At 66.2% G+C, this 15,767-nt stretch carries 15 protein-coding genes and 1 riboswitch; of the genes, 7 read left to right on the forward strand and 8 right to left on the reverse strand.

Translation table 11 applies throughout. The features are described from left to right. Positions 1-60 precede the first annotated feature (60 nt). From xylA to CXR42_RS10770, 6 genes are all read right to left on the reverse strand, one after another. Entirely contained in the window at positions 61-1,362 is a 1,302-nt protein-coding gene (gene xylA, locus CXR42_RS10745; protein WP_103257530.1) for a xylose isomerase, read from the reverse strand. Continuing rightward, positions 1,359-2,795, reverse strand: a complete 1,437-nt coding sequence (xylB, locus tag CXR42_RS10750; protein ID WP_103257531.1) for a xylulokinase — start codon at positions 2,793-2,795, stop codon at positions 1,359-1,361. Before xylB ends, xylA begins: the two co-directional genes overlap by 4 nt. 1 nt (position 2,796) lies before the next feature. After that, entirely contained in the window at positions 2,797-3,558 is a 762-nt protein-coding gene (locus CXR42_RS10755) for an ATP-binding cassette domain-containing protein (RefSeq protein ID WP_103257532.1), read from the reverse strand. A gap of 13 nt (positions 3,559-3,571) precedes the next feature. Continuing rightward, positions 3,572-4,963 carry a sugar ABC transporter permease gene (locus tag CXR42_RS10760; RefSeq protein ID WP_103257533.1) on the reverse strand — a complete coding sequence of 464 codons (1,392 nt, stop codon included), beginning with the start codon at positions 4,961-4,963 and terminating at the stop codon, positions 3,572-3,574. Positions 4,964-5,126: 163 nt separating this feature from the next. Further along, positions 5,127-6,152 (reverse strand): substrate-binding domain-containing protein, encoded by a 1,026-nt coding sequence (locus tag CXR42_RS10765; RefSeq protein WP_103257534.1) that lies wholly within the window; start codon positions 6,150-6,152, stop codon positions 5,127-5,129. 143 nt (positions 6,153-6,295) lie between these two features. After that, positions 6,296-7,321, reverse strand: a complete 1,026-nt coding sequence (locus tag CXR42_RS10770) for a substrate-binding domain-containing protein (protein ID WP_103257757.1) — start codon at positions 7,319-7,321, stop codon at positions 6,296-6,298. Between the two features lie 213 nt (positions 7,322-7,534). Between CXR42_RS10770 and CXR42_RS10775 the strand changes: the two genes are divergently transcribed. Continuing rightward, positions 7,535-8,812 carry an ROK family transcriptional regulator gene (locus tag CXR42_RS10775; RefSeq protein WP_103257535.1) on the forward strand — a complete coding sequence of 426 codons (1,278 nt, stop codon included), beginning with the start codon at positions 7,535-7,537 and terminating at the stop codon, positions 8,810-8,812. Positions 8,813-8,910: 98 nt separating this feature from the next. On the opposite strand, the gene CXR42_RS10780 is transcribed toward CXR42_RS10775, so the two are convergent. Further along, positions 8,911-9,753: an SDR family oxidoreductase gene (locus CXR42_RS10780; RefSeq protein WP_103257536.1), complete on the reverse strand. Its 843-nt coding sequence runs from the start codon at positions 9,751-9,753 to the stop codon at positions 8,911-8,913. A 111-nt stretch (positions 9,754-9,864) separates the two neighbouring features. Between CXR42_RS10780 and CXR42_RS10785 the strand changes: the two genes are divergently transcribed. From CXR42_RS10785 to CXR42_RS10800, 4 genes are all read left to right on the forward strand, one after another. Next, positions 9,865-11,343, forward strand: a complete 1,479-nt coding sequence (locus tag CXR42_RS10785) for an AMP nucleosidase (RefSeq protein WP_103257537.1) — start codon at positions 9,865-9,867, stop codon at positions 11,341-11,343. A 164-nt stretch (positions 11,344-11,507) separates the two neighbouring features. Continuing rightward, a complete protein-coding gene (locus CXR42_RS10790; protein ID WP_103257538.1) occupies positions 11,508-11,795 on the forward strand; it encodes an HU family DNA-binding protein in 288 nt (95 codons plus the stop codon). 69 nt (positions 11,796-11,864) lie between these two features. Next, entirely contained in the window at positions 11,865-12,224 is a 360-nt protein-coding gene (locus tag CXR42_RS10795) for a VOC family protein (protein ID WP_103257539.1), read from the forward strand. 31 nt (positions 12,225-12,255) lie between these two features. After that, complete coding sequence (locus CXR42_RS10800; protein ID WP_103257540.1) at positions 12,256-13,125, forward strand: DMT family transporter; 870 nt, start codon at positions 12,256-12,258, stop codon at positions 13,123-13,125. Between the two features lie 4 nt (positions 13,126-13,129). Here the strand turns inward: CXR42_RS10800 and CXR42_RS10805 are convergent, their stop codons facing one another. Continuing rightward, positions 13,130-13,750 carry a glutathione S-transferase family protein gene (locus tag CXR42_RS10805; protein ID WP_103257541.1) on the reverse strand — a complete coding sequence of 207 codons (621 nt, stop codon included), beginning with the start codon at positions 13,748-13,750 and terminating at the stop codon, positions 13,130-13,132. 68 nt (positions 13,751-13,818) lie between these two features. Between CXR42_RS10805 and CXR42_RS10810 the strand changes: the two genes are divergently transcribed. Beyond that, the gene (locus CXR42_RS10810; protein ID WP_103257542.1) at positions 13,819-14,514 is read left to right on the forward strand and encodes a helix-turn-helix transcriptional regulator; all 696 of its coding nucleotides are present in this window, start codon (positions 13,819-13,821) and stop codon (positions 14,512-14,514) included. 56 nt (positions 14,515-14,570) lie between these two features. Beyond that, positions 14,571-14,669: riboswitch (TPP riboswitch) on the forward strand. 35 nt (positions 14,670-14,704) lie between these two features. Beyond that, a complete protein-coding gene (thiB, locus tag CXR42_RS10815; protein ID WP_103257758.1) occupies positions 14,705-15,688 on the forward strand; it encodes a thiamine ABC transporter substrate binding subunit in 984 nt (327 codons plus the stop codon). Positions 15,689-15,767: the final 79 nt, after the last annotated feature.

Below are 15,767 nucleotides of genomic sequence, written 5' to 3' on the forward strand. Positions count from 1 at the left end.
CGGTGGCGATTGAAACGGAGGCCCCGGGTCAAGCCCGGGGCGGGGTCTTTTCTTTTGCCGTCAGACGTAGCGGTTCCAGAGGTTCTCCAGCCGCTCTTGCTTGCCGGACTTGGGTTCAGGCTCCAGCTTTTCGGCGGTGACGCGGGCGGCCGCTTCTTCAAGCGAGCCTTTCAGCATCGCTTGCGCCTTGGGGTCGTTCCAGCCGGCATAGCGGTCGGCCTTTGCGGCCTCCATCTCGCCCGATTCCAGCAGCGCGGCGGCGCATTTCAGGGCACGGGCGCAGGTGTCCATGCCGCCGACATGGGCGAGGATCAGATCCTCGGGGTCGAGGCTTTGGCGGCGGATCTTGGCGTCAAAATTGGTGCCGCCGGTGGTGTAGCCGCCTGCCTTGAGGATTTCGTAGAAGGCCAGGGCCTTTTCGGCGTGGTTGTTCGGGAACTGGTCGGTGTCCCAGCCGGACTGATAGTCGTTCCGGTTCATGTCGATCGACCCGAAGATCCCCAGCGCGGCGGCGGTGGCGATTTCGTGTTCGAAGCTGTGCCCTGCAAGGATGGCGTGGCCCTGTTCGATGTTGGTCTTGACCTCACCCTCAAGCCCGAAGTCCTTGAGGAAGCCATAGACCGTGGCGACGTCATAGTCGTACTGGTGCTTCGACGGTTCCTGCGGCTTGGGTTCGATCAGGATCGTGCCCTTGAAGCCGATCTTGTGCTTGTATTCGACGACCTGCTGCAGGAAGCGGCCGGCGTGGTCACGCTCGGCCTTGAGGTCGGTGTTAAGGAGCGTCTCATACCCCTCGCGCCCGCCCCAGAGGACATAGTTCTGCCCGCCCAGTCGGTGGGTGACGTCCATGTTCGCCTTCACGGTGGCGGCGGCATAGGCGTAGACATCGGGATCGGGGTTGGTCGCGGCGCCGGACATCCAGCGGCGGTGGCTGAACATGTTCGCCGTGCCCCAGAGGAGCTTGGCCTTGTGGCCCTGCTGCTTCTCGCCGATGTAATCCGCGATTTCATTCAGGTTCTTGAGGGATTCCGCGAAGGTGGCCCCCTCGGGGCGCATGTCGGCGTCGTGGAAGCAGTAGAACGGGACGTTCAGGATATCGAACATCTCGAAGGCCACGTCCGCCTTCAGCTTGGCCAGCGCCATGCTGTCGCCGAACCACGGTCGGTCCAGGGTCTGGCCGCCGAACGGGTCGCCACCGGGCCAGGCGAAGCTGTGCCAGTAGGCGACGGCGAAGCGCAGGTGATCTTCCATCCGCTTGCCCATGACAACTTCGTCGGGGTTGTAGTGACGGAAGGCGAATTCGTTGGTGGAGGTCGGGCCCTCGTAGCGGATGGCGGGGATACCTTTGAAGAAGTCGGTCATGTCAGGTCCTTGATGGCAGATTGGGCGGCGCGGAACCTTGCGTGGCCCGCGTCAAAGGCGTCCTTGAGGGAAGGATCGGGGTCGATGGTTCTGGCGATCTGCGGCAGCGTGGCGATTTCCGCCCCCGCGCCGGTCGCGGCCATGAGGCCAAGGCGGGCAGCCCCGAAGGCGCCGCCGAAATCGCCGGCGACCGGCAGTTGCACCGGGCAATCCAGCGCCGTGGCGATCAGTTTCAGCCAGTAATCCGAGCGGGAGCCACCGCCGACGGCGAGGAGATGCTCCAGCCGGGTGCCCGTCGCGGCCAGCGCGTCGCGGCTGTCGCGGATGGCATAGGTCACGCCCTCCAGCACGGCGCGGGTGGCGGCCTGGCGGTCTGTGGCGTGTTCAAGGCCGGTGAAGGCACCGCGCACGGTGGCGGAGTTCAGGGGCGTCCGTTCGCCGCCAAGGTAGGGCAGGAAGAGCGTCTTGCCGGGGGCTTTCAGATCGCCAAGCTCTCCCGTCAGGTGGGCGGCGTCGGTGCCAAGAAGGTTGGCATACCAGTTCAGCGCGTCGGTCGCGGCCAGGATCACGCCCATCTGGTGCCAGGTACCCGGCAACGCGTGGCAGAAGGTGTGAACGGCGGTGGCCGGGTCGGGCTGGTAGCCGTCGTTGGCGGCAAAAAGGACGCCGGAGGTGCCTAGCGAGACGAACGCCTCGCCCGCCCGCACAACGCCAACGCCCACGCCCGAGGCCGCATTGTCGCCGCCGCCGCCGGCCACGACCACGCGCTTCGGCAGGCCCCAGCGGCTGGCCAACTCCTCACGCAGATGGCCTGAGACTTGCGAGCCTTCGACCAGACGCGGCATGTGGCTGCGGTCCAGCCCCGTTGCAGACAGCAGGTCGTCGGACCAGTCGCGCGTGCCCGTGTCCAGCCAGGAGGTGCCAGCGGCGTCGGACATTTCGCCGACATGCTCACCCGTAAGCCAAAGGCGCAGGTAATCCTTCGGCAGCAGGACCTTGGCGACCCGGTCCCAGATCCCCGGTTCGTGCTTCCTGACCCAGGCGAGCTTTGGCGCGGTGAAGCCGGGAAAGACGATGTTGCCGGTCAGCTTGCGGAAGCGGGGGTCGGCGTCCATCGCCGCCGCTTCGGCATGGCTGCGGGTGTCGTTCCACAGGATGCAAGGGCGCAGAACCTCGTCGCCCTTGTCCAGAAGGGTGGCGCCGTGCATATGGCCGGACAGTCCGATGCCCTGCACCTGACCCAGGCCCTTTGCAGCAAGTTGGTCCAGCACGGCCTCGGCCGCGCTGATCCAGTCCGAGGGGGATTGCTCGCTCCACCCCTCATGCGGGCGCTGGACGGTCAGCGGCGCGGTGGCTTCGGCCAGGACCTGCTGGTCCTGACCGATGAGGATGCCTTTCAGGCCCGAAGTGCCAAGGTCCAGCCCGATGAACATCTTACGCCGCCATCGCGGGCTTCTTGCCCAGGATGATCATGCCAAGGATGTCTTCGTCCGTGACCTCGTCCACCTTAACGGTCCCGACAAGCTGGCCGTTCTTCATCACCGAGGCCCGGTCGCACAGCTTCATCACGTTGTGGATGTCGTGTTCGATCAGGAAGATGCCCAGGCCCTGTGCCTTCAGCTCCTGGATCAGTTCGGCGACCATCTGCGTCTCGTGCGGGCCGAGGGCGGCGGTGGGTTCGTCCATGATCAGGATCTTGGCGTTGAAGTAGACGGCGCGGGCAATGGCGACCGATTGGCGCTGACCGCCCGAAAGGGCGGACACCGGGACGTTGAACTTGCGGAAGTTCGGGTTCAGGCGGCCCATGATCTTGCGCGTCTCGGCCTCCATCTTCGATTCGTCGACGAAGCCCAGGCTGTTCACAAGCTCGCGCCCCAGGAACAGGTTGGAGGCGGCATCGAGGTTATCGGCCAGCGCAAGCGTCTGGTAGATCGTCTCGATGTTCTGGGCGCGGGCGTCGCGGGGGTTCTTGATCTCGACCTTTTCGCCGTTGATCAGGATGTCGCCGCTGTCGGCCTGATAGGCCCCGGACAGGCACTTGATCAGCGTCGACTTGCCGGCGCCGTTATGGCCCAGAAGGCCCACGACTTCGCCGGGATAAAGGTCGACCGTGACGTGATCCACGGCCTTGATGCCGCCGAACGCGATCGAGATGTCGCGAAGTTCGACAAGCGGGGTACCGGTTCTGTTCACCATGATGATGGCCCCTTCACTTGATGCGTTTGCGGTAGACGATGTCCAGCCAGACGGCGAGGACGAGGGCGATGCCGATCACGATCCGCTGGTACGAGCCATCACCGAAGCCGATCAGCACCATGCCGGTCTGCAGGCTGGTCAGGATCAGCGCGCCGATGATCGCGCCATAAATCGTGCCCACGCCGCCGGCCAGCGAGGTGCCCCCGACGACGGCGGCGGCGATGACGTAAAGTTCGTCCAGGTTGCCCATCGCGTTGGTGGCGCTGTTCTGGCGGGCCGCGCCGATGACGGCGGCGATACCGGCCAGGCCGCCCATCAGGGTGAAGATCTTCACCGTCATGGCGCGGGTGTTGATGCCGGACAGGGTTGCCGCCTCGGGGTTGCCGCCGATGGCAAAGACATAGCGGCCAAAGCGGGTGCGGGTCATCAGGATGGTCATGAAGATGGCCACCGCAATCAGGATCAGCACCGGATAGGCAAAGCCGTGGCCGAAGCTGGCGCAGACGCCCTGATAGATCGTGTCATTGCTGGTCGCGCATTCCGGCAGCTCTTGCCCGATGCTTTCATAGTATTTCGCGATGTTGCCGCGCGGCCAGATATAGGCGTTCACCATGGCCGTCGCGCCGATGATCACCGCGCAGACCAGGCCGATCACGAAGGTCTCGGCCCAGGCCGGGCGCAGGGCAAAGCCGTGGGTCTTGCGGGATTTGCGGCCGTTGACGAAGGCCCAGACGACAAAGACGCAGGCGATCACGGCGAAGATCCAACTGCCGGTCTTGCCCAGGGCACCGAATGACCCGCCGCCGATGAGGGAGAAGGTGTCATCCAGTGGTGCGATTGTCTTGCCGCCGGCGACCAGGAAGGCCGCACCCCGCCAGACCAGAAGGCCGCCCAGCGTGACGATGAAGGACGGGATGGCCAGATAGGCGATCAGCACGCCCTGGAAGGCCCCGATCAGCGCGCCCATCGCGATGCCGAAGGCAACCGTGATGATCCAGATCGACGGATGGCCCAAGCCCAGCGCGGGGGTCAGATACTCGACCTGCAAGAGGCCCATGTACATGCCGACCATGCCCATGATCGAGCCGACGGACAGGTCGATGTTGCGGGTGATGATGACCAGCACCATGCCCGTTGCCATGATCCCGATATAGGCGGTCTGGACCGACAGGTTCCACAGGTTGCGCGGGGTCAGAAAGCCGTTCGCCTCGGCCTGGCTGGCACCCAGAAGCAAGGAGGGGCGGCCCAGGACGAAGGTGGAATAGGCCTCGAAGCAGATCCAGATCAGCAGCAATGCGCCGACCATGCCAAGCAGGCGGGGGTCAAGTTCGGTTGCGCGCAGGAAGCGGCCGACCGGCCCCTCTTCCTTCCCCTGCGCCTGGGGCTGGTGTGTTGTGTCTGTCATGTCCCGTCCATGTGACTGAGGGGCGACCGCAGCACCCGGCACCAGGGTGCGGGCGGCAAGCACGGCCGTTGAAGGACGATTGGGCCCGGACGATGCGCCCCGCGGCCGATGGCAAGAAGGTGGGGCGCCGATCCCCGCTGGACCGGCGCCCCAGGGTCAGGCCTTATTCGCAGCCGACGACGCCAGCCATGGCGCCTTCGCAAGCCTGCTCTTTGGTGATGTGGCCCGCTTCGATCGCGATGGCAATCGTGTCCTTGGTGATCGGGGTCGGGTCCAGAAGGATCGCGTTCATTTCGATGCCCTTCTCGCCACCCGAGAACTTGGTCGCGCCCGGAACTGCGTCCAGAGCGGCCCCGTCGGCCAGAGCCGAGGCGATCTCGCCGGCGGCCTTGCCCAGCTGACGCGCGTCCTTCCAGACCGAAACGGTCTGGGTGCCACGGGCCACACGGTTGATCGCGGCAAGGTCGCCGTCCTGGCCACCCAGCGGAACGTTCAGGCCCTGAGCGGCCAGCGCGGCAGCGGCACCACCAGCCATGCCGTCGTTCTGCGACAGAACGGCGTCAACGGCGTTGTTGTTGGCGGTCAGGATCTGCTCCATGTTCTTCTGAGCATTCTCCGGCTTCCAGCCGTCCGAGTTCGCTTCGCCGACGATCACGATGTCGCCCGAGGCAACAGCCGCGCCGATGACTTCTTCCATGCCCTGACGCAGGAAGCCGACGTTCGGGTCACCCGGGTCGCCCTTGATGATGGCATAGTTGCCCTTCGGTGCCACGGCAAAGACCGACTGGGCGATGATGCGGCCCACGCCGACGTTGTCGAAGGTCAGGTAGAAGGTGCGCTCGTCTTCGATCAGGCGGTCATAGCCAACGACCGGGATGCCTTCGGCGGCGGCTTTCTCGATGGCCGGCCCGATGGCGTCCTTGTCCCAGGCGTTGATGATCAGCGCGTCAACGCCCTGGGCGATCAGAGCGTCGATGTCCGAGAGCTGCTTTTCGGCCGAGGACTGCGCGTCGGCCGAGACGTATTCATTGCCAGCGGCTTCGATAGCGGCCTTCATGGCGGCTTCGTCGATCTTCCAGCGCTCTTCCTGGAACTGGGCCCAGGAAACGCCGATCTTCTTGCCTTCCGCCAGCGCAGCCGACGAGAAGCCAGTCACCGCCAGAACGGCGGCGAGAATTGCGGTACGCATATGTATCCTCCCTATGGATATCGGCCAGCGTTTGGCCGGACCGGCAGATTCGCCTGGACGCGCAAACGTTGACCGCAATAATTTCAGTTGTCAAAATAAAAAAGCAGGGGGCCCGGTTCGGGCCCCCTGCCTGCAGGACCGACCTAGTTGCAGCCGCGCACGCCGGGCAGCGCGCCGGCGCAGGCAACCTTCTGCGAGACATGGTCCGCCTCGATCGCCAGATAGACGGTTTCCTTCGTGATTGCCGTGGGTTGCAGGAGGATCGCGTTCATCTCGATCGCCTGTTCGCCATCGTCGAATTTGACCACGTCAGGCACCCGGCTCATCGGGGTGCCGGCGGCCAGAAGGCCGGCGATGTGGCCCGCGGCCTTGCCCAGCTCCAGGTTGTTCTTCCAGACCGACACGGTCTGCAAGCCCCGCGCCACCCGGTTGATCGCGGTCGGGTCGCCGTCCTGACCGCCCAGGGCCACGTTCATGCCCTGCGCCGCCAGGGCATCGGCCACGCCGCCCGCCATGCCGTCGTTCTGCGCCAGCACGGCATCCACCGCGTTGCCGTTGTCGCGCAGAATCTCCTCCATCGCGGCCAGGGCGCCTTCGGGTTTCCAGCCGTCGACGTTGACCTCTCCCACGATCTTGATCGTGCCGCCCGCAACGGCGGCGCCGATCACCTCTTCCATCCCCTGACGCAGGAAAACCGAGTTCGCATCCCCCGGATCACCCTTGATGATGACGTAATTGCCCTCGGGCTGGGCCTGACGGACGCTGGCGGCAATGATCCGGCCGACGCCGACGTTGTCGAAGGTCAGGTAAAAGACGCGCGGGTCTTCGATCAGGCGGTCGTATGCGATGACCGGAATCCCTGCGGCAGCGGCCCACTCGACGGCCTGGCCCACGGCTTCCTTGTCGACCGGATGAATCACCAGAGCATCAATGCCCTCGGTAATCATGTTGTTGATGTCATCAAGCTGCTTTTCGGCCGAGCCTTCGGCATTGGTCGTGATGTACTTGTTTCCGTCCCGCTGGATGGCCGAGCGCATTGCTGCCGCATCGAATTTCCAGCGTTCCTCCTGGAAGTTGGCCCAGGACACCCCGATCCGCAGGCCTTCGGCATAGGCTGCCGTGCCCAGGTTTGCCGCCACCAGAACGGCCGCAAGGATTGCGTTACGCACCTTCACTCTCCTCTCCTATACCCGGCGTTCTGCCGGCCCGGCGCAAGCTGCCCGGTCTATGGGTCGGTTCGCGGCGACAATTTCAGTTGTCAAAGAAAAGCCACTGGTGAAAGCTTGCTACGCCGCACGACGGGGGATGATTCCAGCCGTTTGCGGCAATCTTGGGGCAGGTAGCGTCGGCGAGGGCGTGACTTTAATTCGGGAACCGAAGAAATGCCGCCGAAAACCATCCGTTCGGAGACCGGTGCGCACAAGGGCGTGGGGCCGCTGATCCCCCCGCTGGCCGAAACGCAGCGCCCCCTGCGCCAACAGGTCTTTGAACTGGTGCGCGCCGCCGGACTGATTCCCCGCGTGCAGGTGGCCAAGGATCTGGGGGTCAGCCCGGCCTCGGTCACCACGATCACGTCCGAACTGATCGAGACCGGGCTGATCGAAGAGGTCGCCGCCCCCCGCGACAACGAGGCCGGGCGCGGTCGTCCGGCGGTGGCGCTGGGTGTGCGGGCTGGGGCGCATCGCGTGGCGGGGATGAAGCTGTCGGACCGCGAACATACCGCGGTGGTCGTCGATTTTGCCGGCAACCTGATCGCCGACGACGTGATCCCGCGCCGTCCGGGGCCGATGTCGGTCGCGGAAATCCTGGATGCGATCGAGACGCTGCTGGACCGGGTCTGCGCCAAGGCCGGGCTGGAGCGTGGCGCCCTGTCGGCGGTGGGGATCGGTGTGCCGGGCTTTGTTGACAGCGCCGAGGGGATGGTGCTGTGGTCCTCGGTCCTGGCCGAGCGGTCGGTGGCCCTGGCTGCGGCGGCCGGCGCGCGGCTGGGCCTGCCGGTCACCATCGACAACGACGCGAACCTGGTCGCCCTGGCGGAACTGTGGTTCGGCGCGGGGCGCAGCCTGCCGGACTTTGCCGTGGTCACCATCGAGCATGGCGTCGGCATGGGGTTCGTGATGAACCACCGAATCTATCGCGGCGCGCAGCGGGTGGGGATGGAATTGGGCCATACCAAGGTGCAGCTTGACGGCGCCCTGTGCCGCTGCGGGCAGCGCGGCTGTCTGGAGGCCTATATCGCAGACTATGCCCTGGCGCGCGAGGCGACGACGGCGCTGAACTGGGGGCACAAGGAAAGCCAGCCGATCAACGTGCTGCTGGAAAGTCTGTACGACCATGCCAAGGCCGGGAACGCGACGGCGAAGTCGATCTTCCGCCGCGCGGGCCGTTACCTGGCGGTGGGGCTTTCGAATGTCGTCAACCTGTTCGACCCCTCGCTGATCATCCTGTCCGGGGAGCGGATGCGGTATGACTACCTTTACGCCGCCGAGACGCTGGACGAGATGGACAATCTGGCGATCAACACCGGCCGCCCACGTCCGCCGATCGAGATCCACGCCTGGGGGGACCTCTTGTGGGCGCATGGCGCGGCGGCGCTGGCGTTGTCGGCGGTAAGTGAGGCGATCCTGGCCCCGCAAGCGCGCGAGATCGCCGCGCAGTAGCGGTTTGACCGGCCGCTCGTCGGGCACTTCGCGCACTCCTCGCTGGGCGGCTACGACGCGTGCATGACCTGCTTGAGGAGTGTTCCCGGGCGCGGCGCTTACACTTCGTCGCGCAGCAGGGCGGCCAGGCCTTCGGGGTAGTCGGGATAGCGAAGGTTCACCCCAAGCTCGTCCTTGATACGGTCGTTACGGACCCGCTTTGATTCCTGATAGAACCCCAGCGCCATGGGAGTCATCGTGGGTGCCACTGCTTCGAACGGAACGGCAGGCGGTTCGGGCATCCCCAGAAGCTGGGCGGCGTAGCCGATCACCTCTTGTGGCGGGCAGGGGTTGTCGTCGCAGACGTTGTAGGCCGCGCCGGGGTTGGGGCGGCGGATCGACGCCTCAAGCACCTGGGCGATGTCGTCGACGTGGATGCGGCTGAACACCTGGTTCGGCTTGATGATCCGCCGCGCGGTGCCGTCGCGCACCTTCTCGAACGGGCCGCGGCCGGGGCCGTAGATGCCGGCAAGGCGGAAGATGTGGACCGGCAGGCCGGTGGCGCGCCATTGCTCCTCGGCCAGGACGCGCTGGCGGCCGCGGTCGGATTGCGGGGTCAGCGGCGTCGCCTCGTCCACCCAGCCGCCCTGATGGTCGCCATAGACGCCGGTGGTGGACAGATAGCCGACCCATTCGGCGCGTGCAGCGGCGATGTCTGGCACCGCTTGCAGGAAGGGGTCGCCCTGCGCATCGGGCGCGGCCGAGCAGAGGATATGCGTCGCCTGCGCCAGCGCGGGGCCAAGATCGCCGGGCCAGAGGAGTGGCTCTACCCCCTCATCCCGGAAGGCCTGGGCCTTGGCGAGGTTGCGGGTGGTGCCGATGATGCGCCAGCCTTGCGGAACCAGCCGCCGGGCCAGGGCGCGGGCGGAATAGCCGTGGCCAAGGGAAAGAAGTGTCGTCATGTGGCGGACTATCGGGGGCGGGCCGCGCGGGTGCAAGGGGCGTCATAATGGCTTCACTTGCGAAAGCCCCGACCTTTCGGCTTATATGGCGGATCAGTTTCAGGACCCAAGATGCAGGACGATCCGATCACCTCTCTGCTTTGCCCGGCGCCGCGCGCCCATGAAAGCTTTACCGACGCCGCCGCCGCCGTGGACCTGTTGCAGGCGCTGTATGTCGATGCGACGCAGTTCCTGGTTCAGGGCTTTGGCGAAACCATCGCCAAGGGCAATCCCGGCCGCCGCATCCGGGCCTTTTATCCCGAGTTGCGGATCACCGTGACCAGCTTCGACAAGGTCGACTCGCGCCTGTCCTTTGGCCATGTCTCCAGCCCCGGGACCTATGCGACCACGATCACCCGGCCGGACCTGTTCCGCAACTATCTGATCCAGCAGATCGAACTTCTGGTGCAGAACCACGGCGTTCCGGTCGAGGTCGGACCCTCGGACACGCCGATCCCGATCCACTTTGCCGTGGGCAATGCCGGGGTGGCGGTGCCGCAGGAAGGCGTGATGGATTTCAGCCTGCGCGACGTGTTCGACGTGCCGGACCTTGCCACCACCAACGACGACATCGTGAACGGCACGCTGACGCGCTATGCCGACGGTTCGGCCCCGCTGGCCCCGTTCACCGCGCAGCGGGTGGACTACAGCCTGGCGCGGCTGGCGCATTACACCGCGACCGATCCGACGCATTTCCAGAACCATGTGCTGTTCACCAACTATCAGTTCTATGTCGATGAGTTCGAGGCCTATGCCCGCGCCATGCTGGCCGATCCGGCAAGCGGCTATACCGCTTTCGTTGCGACCGGAAACCAGGAGATCACGACGCCGGACGGTATGATCCAGTCGGTCGCGAAGATGCCGCAGATGCCGACCTATCACCTGAAACGGGCGGATGGGCAGGGGATCACGCTGGTCAACATCGGTGTCGGCCCGTCCAACGCCAAGACCGCGACCGACCATATCGCGGTGCTGCGGCCCCATGCCTGGCTGATGGTCGGGCACTGTGCCGGGCTGCGGAACAGCCAGTCGCTGGGCGATTTTGTCCTCGCCCATGCCTATCTGCGCGACGACCATGTGCTGGACGACGACCTGCCGGTCTGGGTGCCGATCCCGGCGCTGGCCGAGATCCAGATTGCGCTGGAAAAGGCGGTGGCCGAGGTTACGCAGCTGGAAGGCTATGAGCTGAAGCGCATCATGCGGACCGGCACTGTGGCGACCATCGACAACCGCAACTGGGAGTTGCGCGACCAGTCCGGCCCGGTGCGTCGCCTGTCGCAGTCCCGCGCCGTGGCGCTGGACATGGAAAGCGCGACCATCGCCGCCAACGGCTTCCGCTTCCGGGTGCCCTATGGCACGCTGTTGTGCGTCAGCGACAAGCCCCTGCATGGCGAGTTGAAGCTCCCCGGCATGGCCAGCGATTTCTACAAGACCCAGGTCAGCCGCCACCTGCAGATCGGCATCCGCGCGATGGAGCGTCTGCGCGAGACGCCGATTGCCCGGCTCCACAGCCGGAAATTGCGCAGCTTCGAGGAAACCGCCTTCCTGTGACGCGGTGAAAATCGCCGGGCCGTTCCGGTTTTCGCCGTTCAGGGGTTGATTTTGGGCCGGAAACTGTGTGTTTGGGCCGTGGCCTCGCTTGGGGATGGGCCGCCTGCCGCTGGTGGGCGCAGTCATGCCGATTACATGCGCAAATAACAACGAAGGATGATCAGATGTCCAAACCGATGACCAAGACCCAGCTCGTCGCCGCCGTGGCCGAAGCCATGGGCAGCGACAAGAAAACCGCTGGTGCCGCTCTGGACGCCGTTGCGTCGGTTGTCGCCCGGGAAGTCGCCGCTGGGGGTGCCGTGACCCTGCCGGGTCTGGGCAAGGTTGCCTGCAAGGCCCGCCCCGAGCGTCAGGTCCGCAACCCCGCCACGGGCGAGACGATGACCAAGCCGGCCGACAAGCAGGTCAAGTTCGCCATCGCCAAGGCGCTGAAGGACGTGGTCAACGGCTGACCCTGTCGCCACGACCGCAGATGTGAGAGGGTCGTCCAAGGGACGGCCCTTTTTCGTTGGGAGGCGACCATGGCCCGCGTCACCGGCATCGGCGGCATCTTCTTTCGCGCCCGCGACCCGCAGGCGCTGGCCGACTGGTATCAGCGCCACCTTGGCATCACCCAGCCCGACACGACGGTCTGGATGCAAGAGGCCGGGCCGACGGTCTTTTCCCCGTTCCGGGCCGACAGCGACTATTTCGCGGCCGACAAGCAATGGATGCTGAACCTGCGCGTCGATGACCTGCCGGGGCTGATCCTGCGCTTGCGGGCCGAGGGGATCGCCGTCGAGACCCGCGCCGACTGGGACGGCGACGGGAGCTACGGCTGGTTTGCCCGCATCCATGATCCCGAAGGCACCTCGATCGAGCTGTGGCAGCCGCCGGCTTGACCTTTCCTGTCGCCAGGGGCACCACCGCGCGATGGACGTTCGCGCGCTTCTTCTGGGCACGGCCTTTGCGGCCATGTGGTCCTCGGCCTTCGCCACGGCGCGGGTGATCGTGGCCCATGCGCCGCCTTTGGCCTCGCTGTCGCTGCGCTTTCTGATCTCGGGCCTGTTGGCAGTGCTGGTCGCCCGCGCGCTGGGGCAAAGCTGGCGGCTGGCCCCGGCGCAGGCACGGGCGGTGATCCTGTTCGGCCTGTGTCAGAACGCGCTGTATCTGGGCCTGAACTTTGTCGCGATGCAGTGGGTCGAGGCGTCGCTGGCCGCGATCATCGCCGCGTCGATGCCGCTGATCGCCGCGACCCTGTCCTGGCTGGTGTTCCGCGAGCGGGTGCCGGCGCTGGGCGTCGCGGGGTTGGTGGCCGGGTTTGTCGGCGTCGGGCTGATCATGGGCACGCGATTGACGTCGGGTGCCGATCCCCTGGGGGTCGCGCTGTGCATCCTGGGCGCGCTGGCGCTGGCGGTGGCGACGCTGACGGTGCGCAATGCCTCGGCCGGGGGGAACCTGCTGATGGTCGTGGGGCTGCAGATGCTGGTCGGCGCGGGGACGCTGGGCCTGGTCTCGGCCGCGACCGAAGTGCTGGAGGTGCGGGTGACACCGGCGTTTCTGGCGGCATTCGCCTATCAGATCCTGGTGCCCGGCCTGGCGGCCACGCTGATCTGGTTCGCGCTGGTGGGCCGGATCGGCAGCACCAGGGCCTCGACCTTCCACTTCCTGAACCCGTTCTTCGGCGTGGCCATCGCGGCCGCCCTTCTGGGCGAGGCGATCCGGCCGCTGGATGCGGTCGGGGTCGCCATCACCATGGGCGGCATCCTGGCGGTGCAGCTGTCGCGCCGACCGCCAGGCTGAAGCCTTACGCCGCGCGCAGGCTTTCCATCCGCCGGGCGTCCTCGGCCCGGATCTTCTGGCTGGCCGGCCGCGCCTTGCAGCGGTCCACCCAGTCGCGGATCAGTGGGTCGTCGGGTGTGCCATCCGGGAACCAGGCATAGGGCCCGTGCAGCAGGATATCCGCCGCGCTGAACTGCGCGCCCATGATCCACGGCCCCTTTTCCAGCGCCGCGTGCAGGCGGGCAACTGCGGTCTTGTGGTCCCGGATCGCCGCCGTCATCCAGGGGTGCGAGACGCCCGCACCCTCCATGATGAAAGCGGGTTCCAGAACGCCCTGATACCAGGCCATCCACATGGCAAAGACGCCCCAGTCGGGCGTGCCCACGGGCGGGGCCATGCCGCTGTCGGGGAACAGGCTGGTCAGGTGCAGGATGATCGCGCCGCGTTCGGTGATGACCTTGCCGTCATGCACCAGCGCGGGAACCTTGCCCTCGGGATGCGGGTTCGCCGGGTCGCGCCCGCCCGAGCCGTCCATCCGGGGGATGGTCACGACGCGAACGTCGATCCAGTCCTGGATGCCCATCTCCTCGATCAGCGACAGGATCGCGATCGAGCGGCTTTCGGGGGAATGATACAGGGTAAGCATGTCTTTCTCCTTGCATGTCGATGGGGGCAGACTAACCTTCCCCTCCTGCCAGAACCTGTCAGGATCAGATGCCCAAGTCCGACCGCCTGTTCCGTCTGTTGAACGCCTTCCGGCTGCTGCCCCAGCCGGTGACGGCGGCGCGGCTGGCCGAGGAGACGGGGGTGTCGGAGCGCACGCTGTATCGCGACATTCAGGCCCTGCGGGCGGCCGGCGCGCTGATCGATGGCGAGGCCGGGGCTGGCTACACCCTGACCGAGGACCCCGCCCTGCCGCCGCAGATGTTCACCAGGCTGGAGGTCGAGGCGCTGGTGCTGGGTCTGGCCGAGGTCAAGATGGCCGGCGATCCCGCGCTGGCCAAGGCGGCGGCGCAGGCGCAGGCCAAGATCATCGCCACCCTGCCCGACCGGGTGCAGCGCCAGGCGATCCACGCGGTCACCCAGACCTACCGCTTCGAGCGCCGCGCGCCATTGCCGCCGCATATGCAAACCCTGCGCGAGGCCGCGTGGGAAGAGCGGGCGCTGGACCTGGCCTACCGCGACCTGAACGGCCAAGTCACCCAGCGCCGGATCTGGCCGCTGGGCACCGTCTTTCTGGACCGAGAGGTGCAATGCCTGGCCTTCTGCTGCCTGCGGCAGGACTTCCGGCGGTTCAAGGTCCACCAGATGCAGAACTTGCGGCTGACAGCCGAAAGCTTTCGCCCCCGCCGCGTGCCGCTGTTGCGTCAGTTCATCGACCAGCTGCGCGGCGAGCGCGGGCCGGCCTGAGCAGGACCAGCAGGCAATGCAGGCCCCTTGCGCCTTTGCCACAAACCCCTATGTTCCACCTCACCTCGGGGAGCCCTGACCGGCTGAGATGCGCAAGCGAACCCGTCGAACCTGAACCGGATCATACCGGCGGAGGGAAGGTGCATGGGTTCTCCATCCCCGACCATTCCGTCGCACCATGGAGAAAACGATGCAAAAACAACTCCTTGCTGCGGGCCTGTTGACCATCGCCACCCCGGCGCTGGCCGAAACCCCCGTGCTGACTGTGCTGACCTATGACAGCTTTACCTCGGAATGGGGCCCCGGCCCGGCGATCGAGGCGGCGTTCGAGGCAACCTGCGCCTGCGACTTGCAATTCGTGCCGGCTGGCGACGGTGCCGCGCTGCTGGCGCGCATCCAGCTGGAAGGGGCTGCGTCCGAGGCGGATGTCGTGCTTGGCCTGGACACGAGCCTGACCGCCGCCGCGACCGCCACGCAACTTTTCGCGCCGCACGGGAAAACGCCGGCGACGACCCTGCCGGTGGAGTTTGCCGACCCCAACTTCCTGCCCTTCGACTGGGGCTGGTTCGCCTTTGTCCATGACAAGACCAAGCTGGCGGAACCCCCGAAAAGCTTTGAGGCGCTTGCCGCCTCGGACCTGAAGATCGTGATCCAGGACCCCCGGTCGTCGACCCCCGGCCTGGGTCTGCTGATGTGGGTCAAGGCCGCCTATGGCGACCGCGCGCCCGAGATCTGGCAGGGGCTGGCCGACAATATCGTCACCGTCACCCCCGGCTGGTCCGAAGCCTATGGCCTGTTCCTGGAGGGTGAGGCGGACATGGTCCTGTCCTATACCACCAGCCCGGCCTATCACCTGATTGCCGAAAGCGACGACACCAAGGCTGCGGCGCTGTTCGACGAGGGCCATTACATGCAGATCGAGGTGGCTGGAAAGCTGGCCGCGACCGACCAGCCGGCACTTGCGGACCAGTTCCTGGATTTCATGCTGACCGATGCCTTCCAGTCGGTGATTCCGCAAACCAACTGGATGTATCCTGCCGTCACCCCGGCGGGCGGCCTGCCCGAAGGATTTGACGCCTTCCGCCCGGCCAAGTCGCTGTTGCTGACGCCGGACGAAGCTTTGGCTGCCCGCGACGCGGCACTGGCCGAATGGCAAGCTGCGCTGGCGAAATGAGGGGGCTGGCCGCGTGAACCGGGCAGAGCGCCAGACGCGGGGCTTGCCGGCCCGGCTGCTGGCGCTGCTTCTGCTGGCG

This window comes from Tabrizicola aquatica (assembly GCF_002900975.1).
In the GTDB taxonomy this organism is placed as follows: domain Bacteria; phylum Pseudomonadota; class Alphaproteobacteria; order Rhodobacterales; family Rhodobacteraceae; genus Tabrizicola; species Tabrizicola aquatica.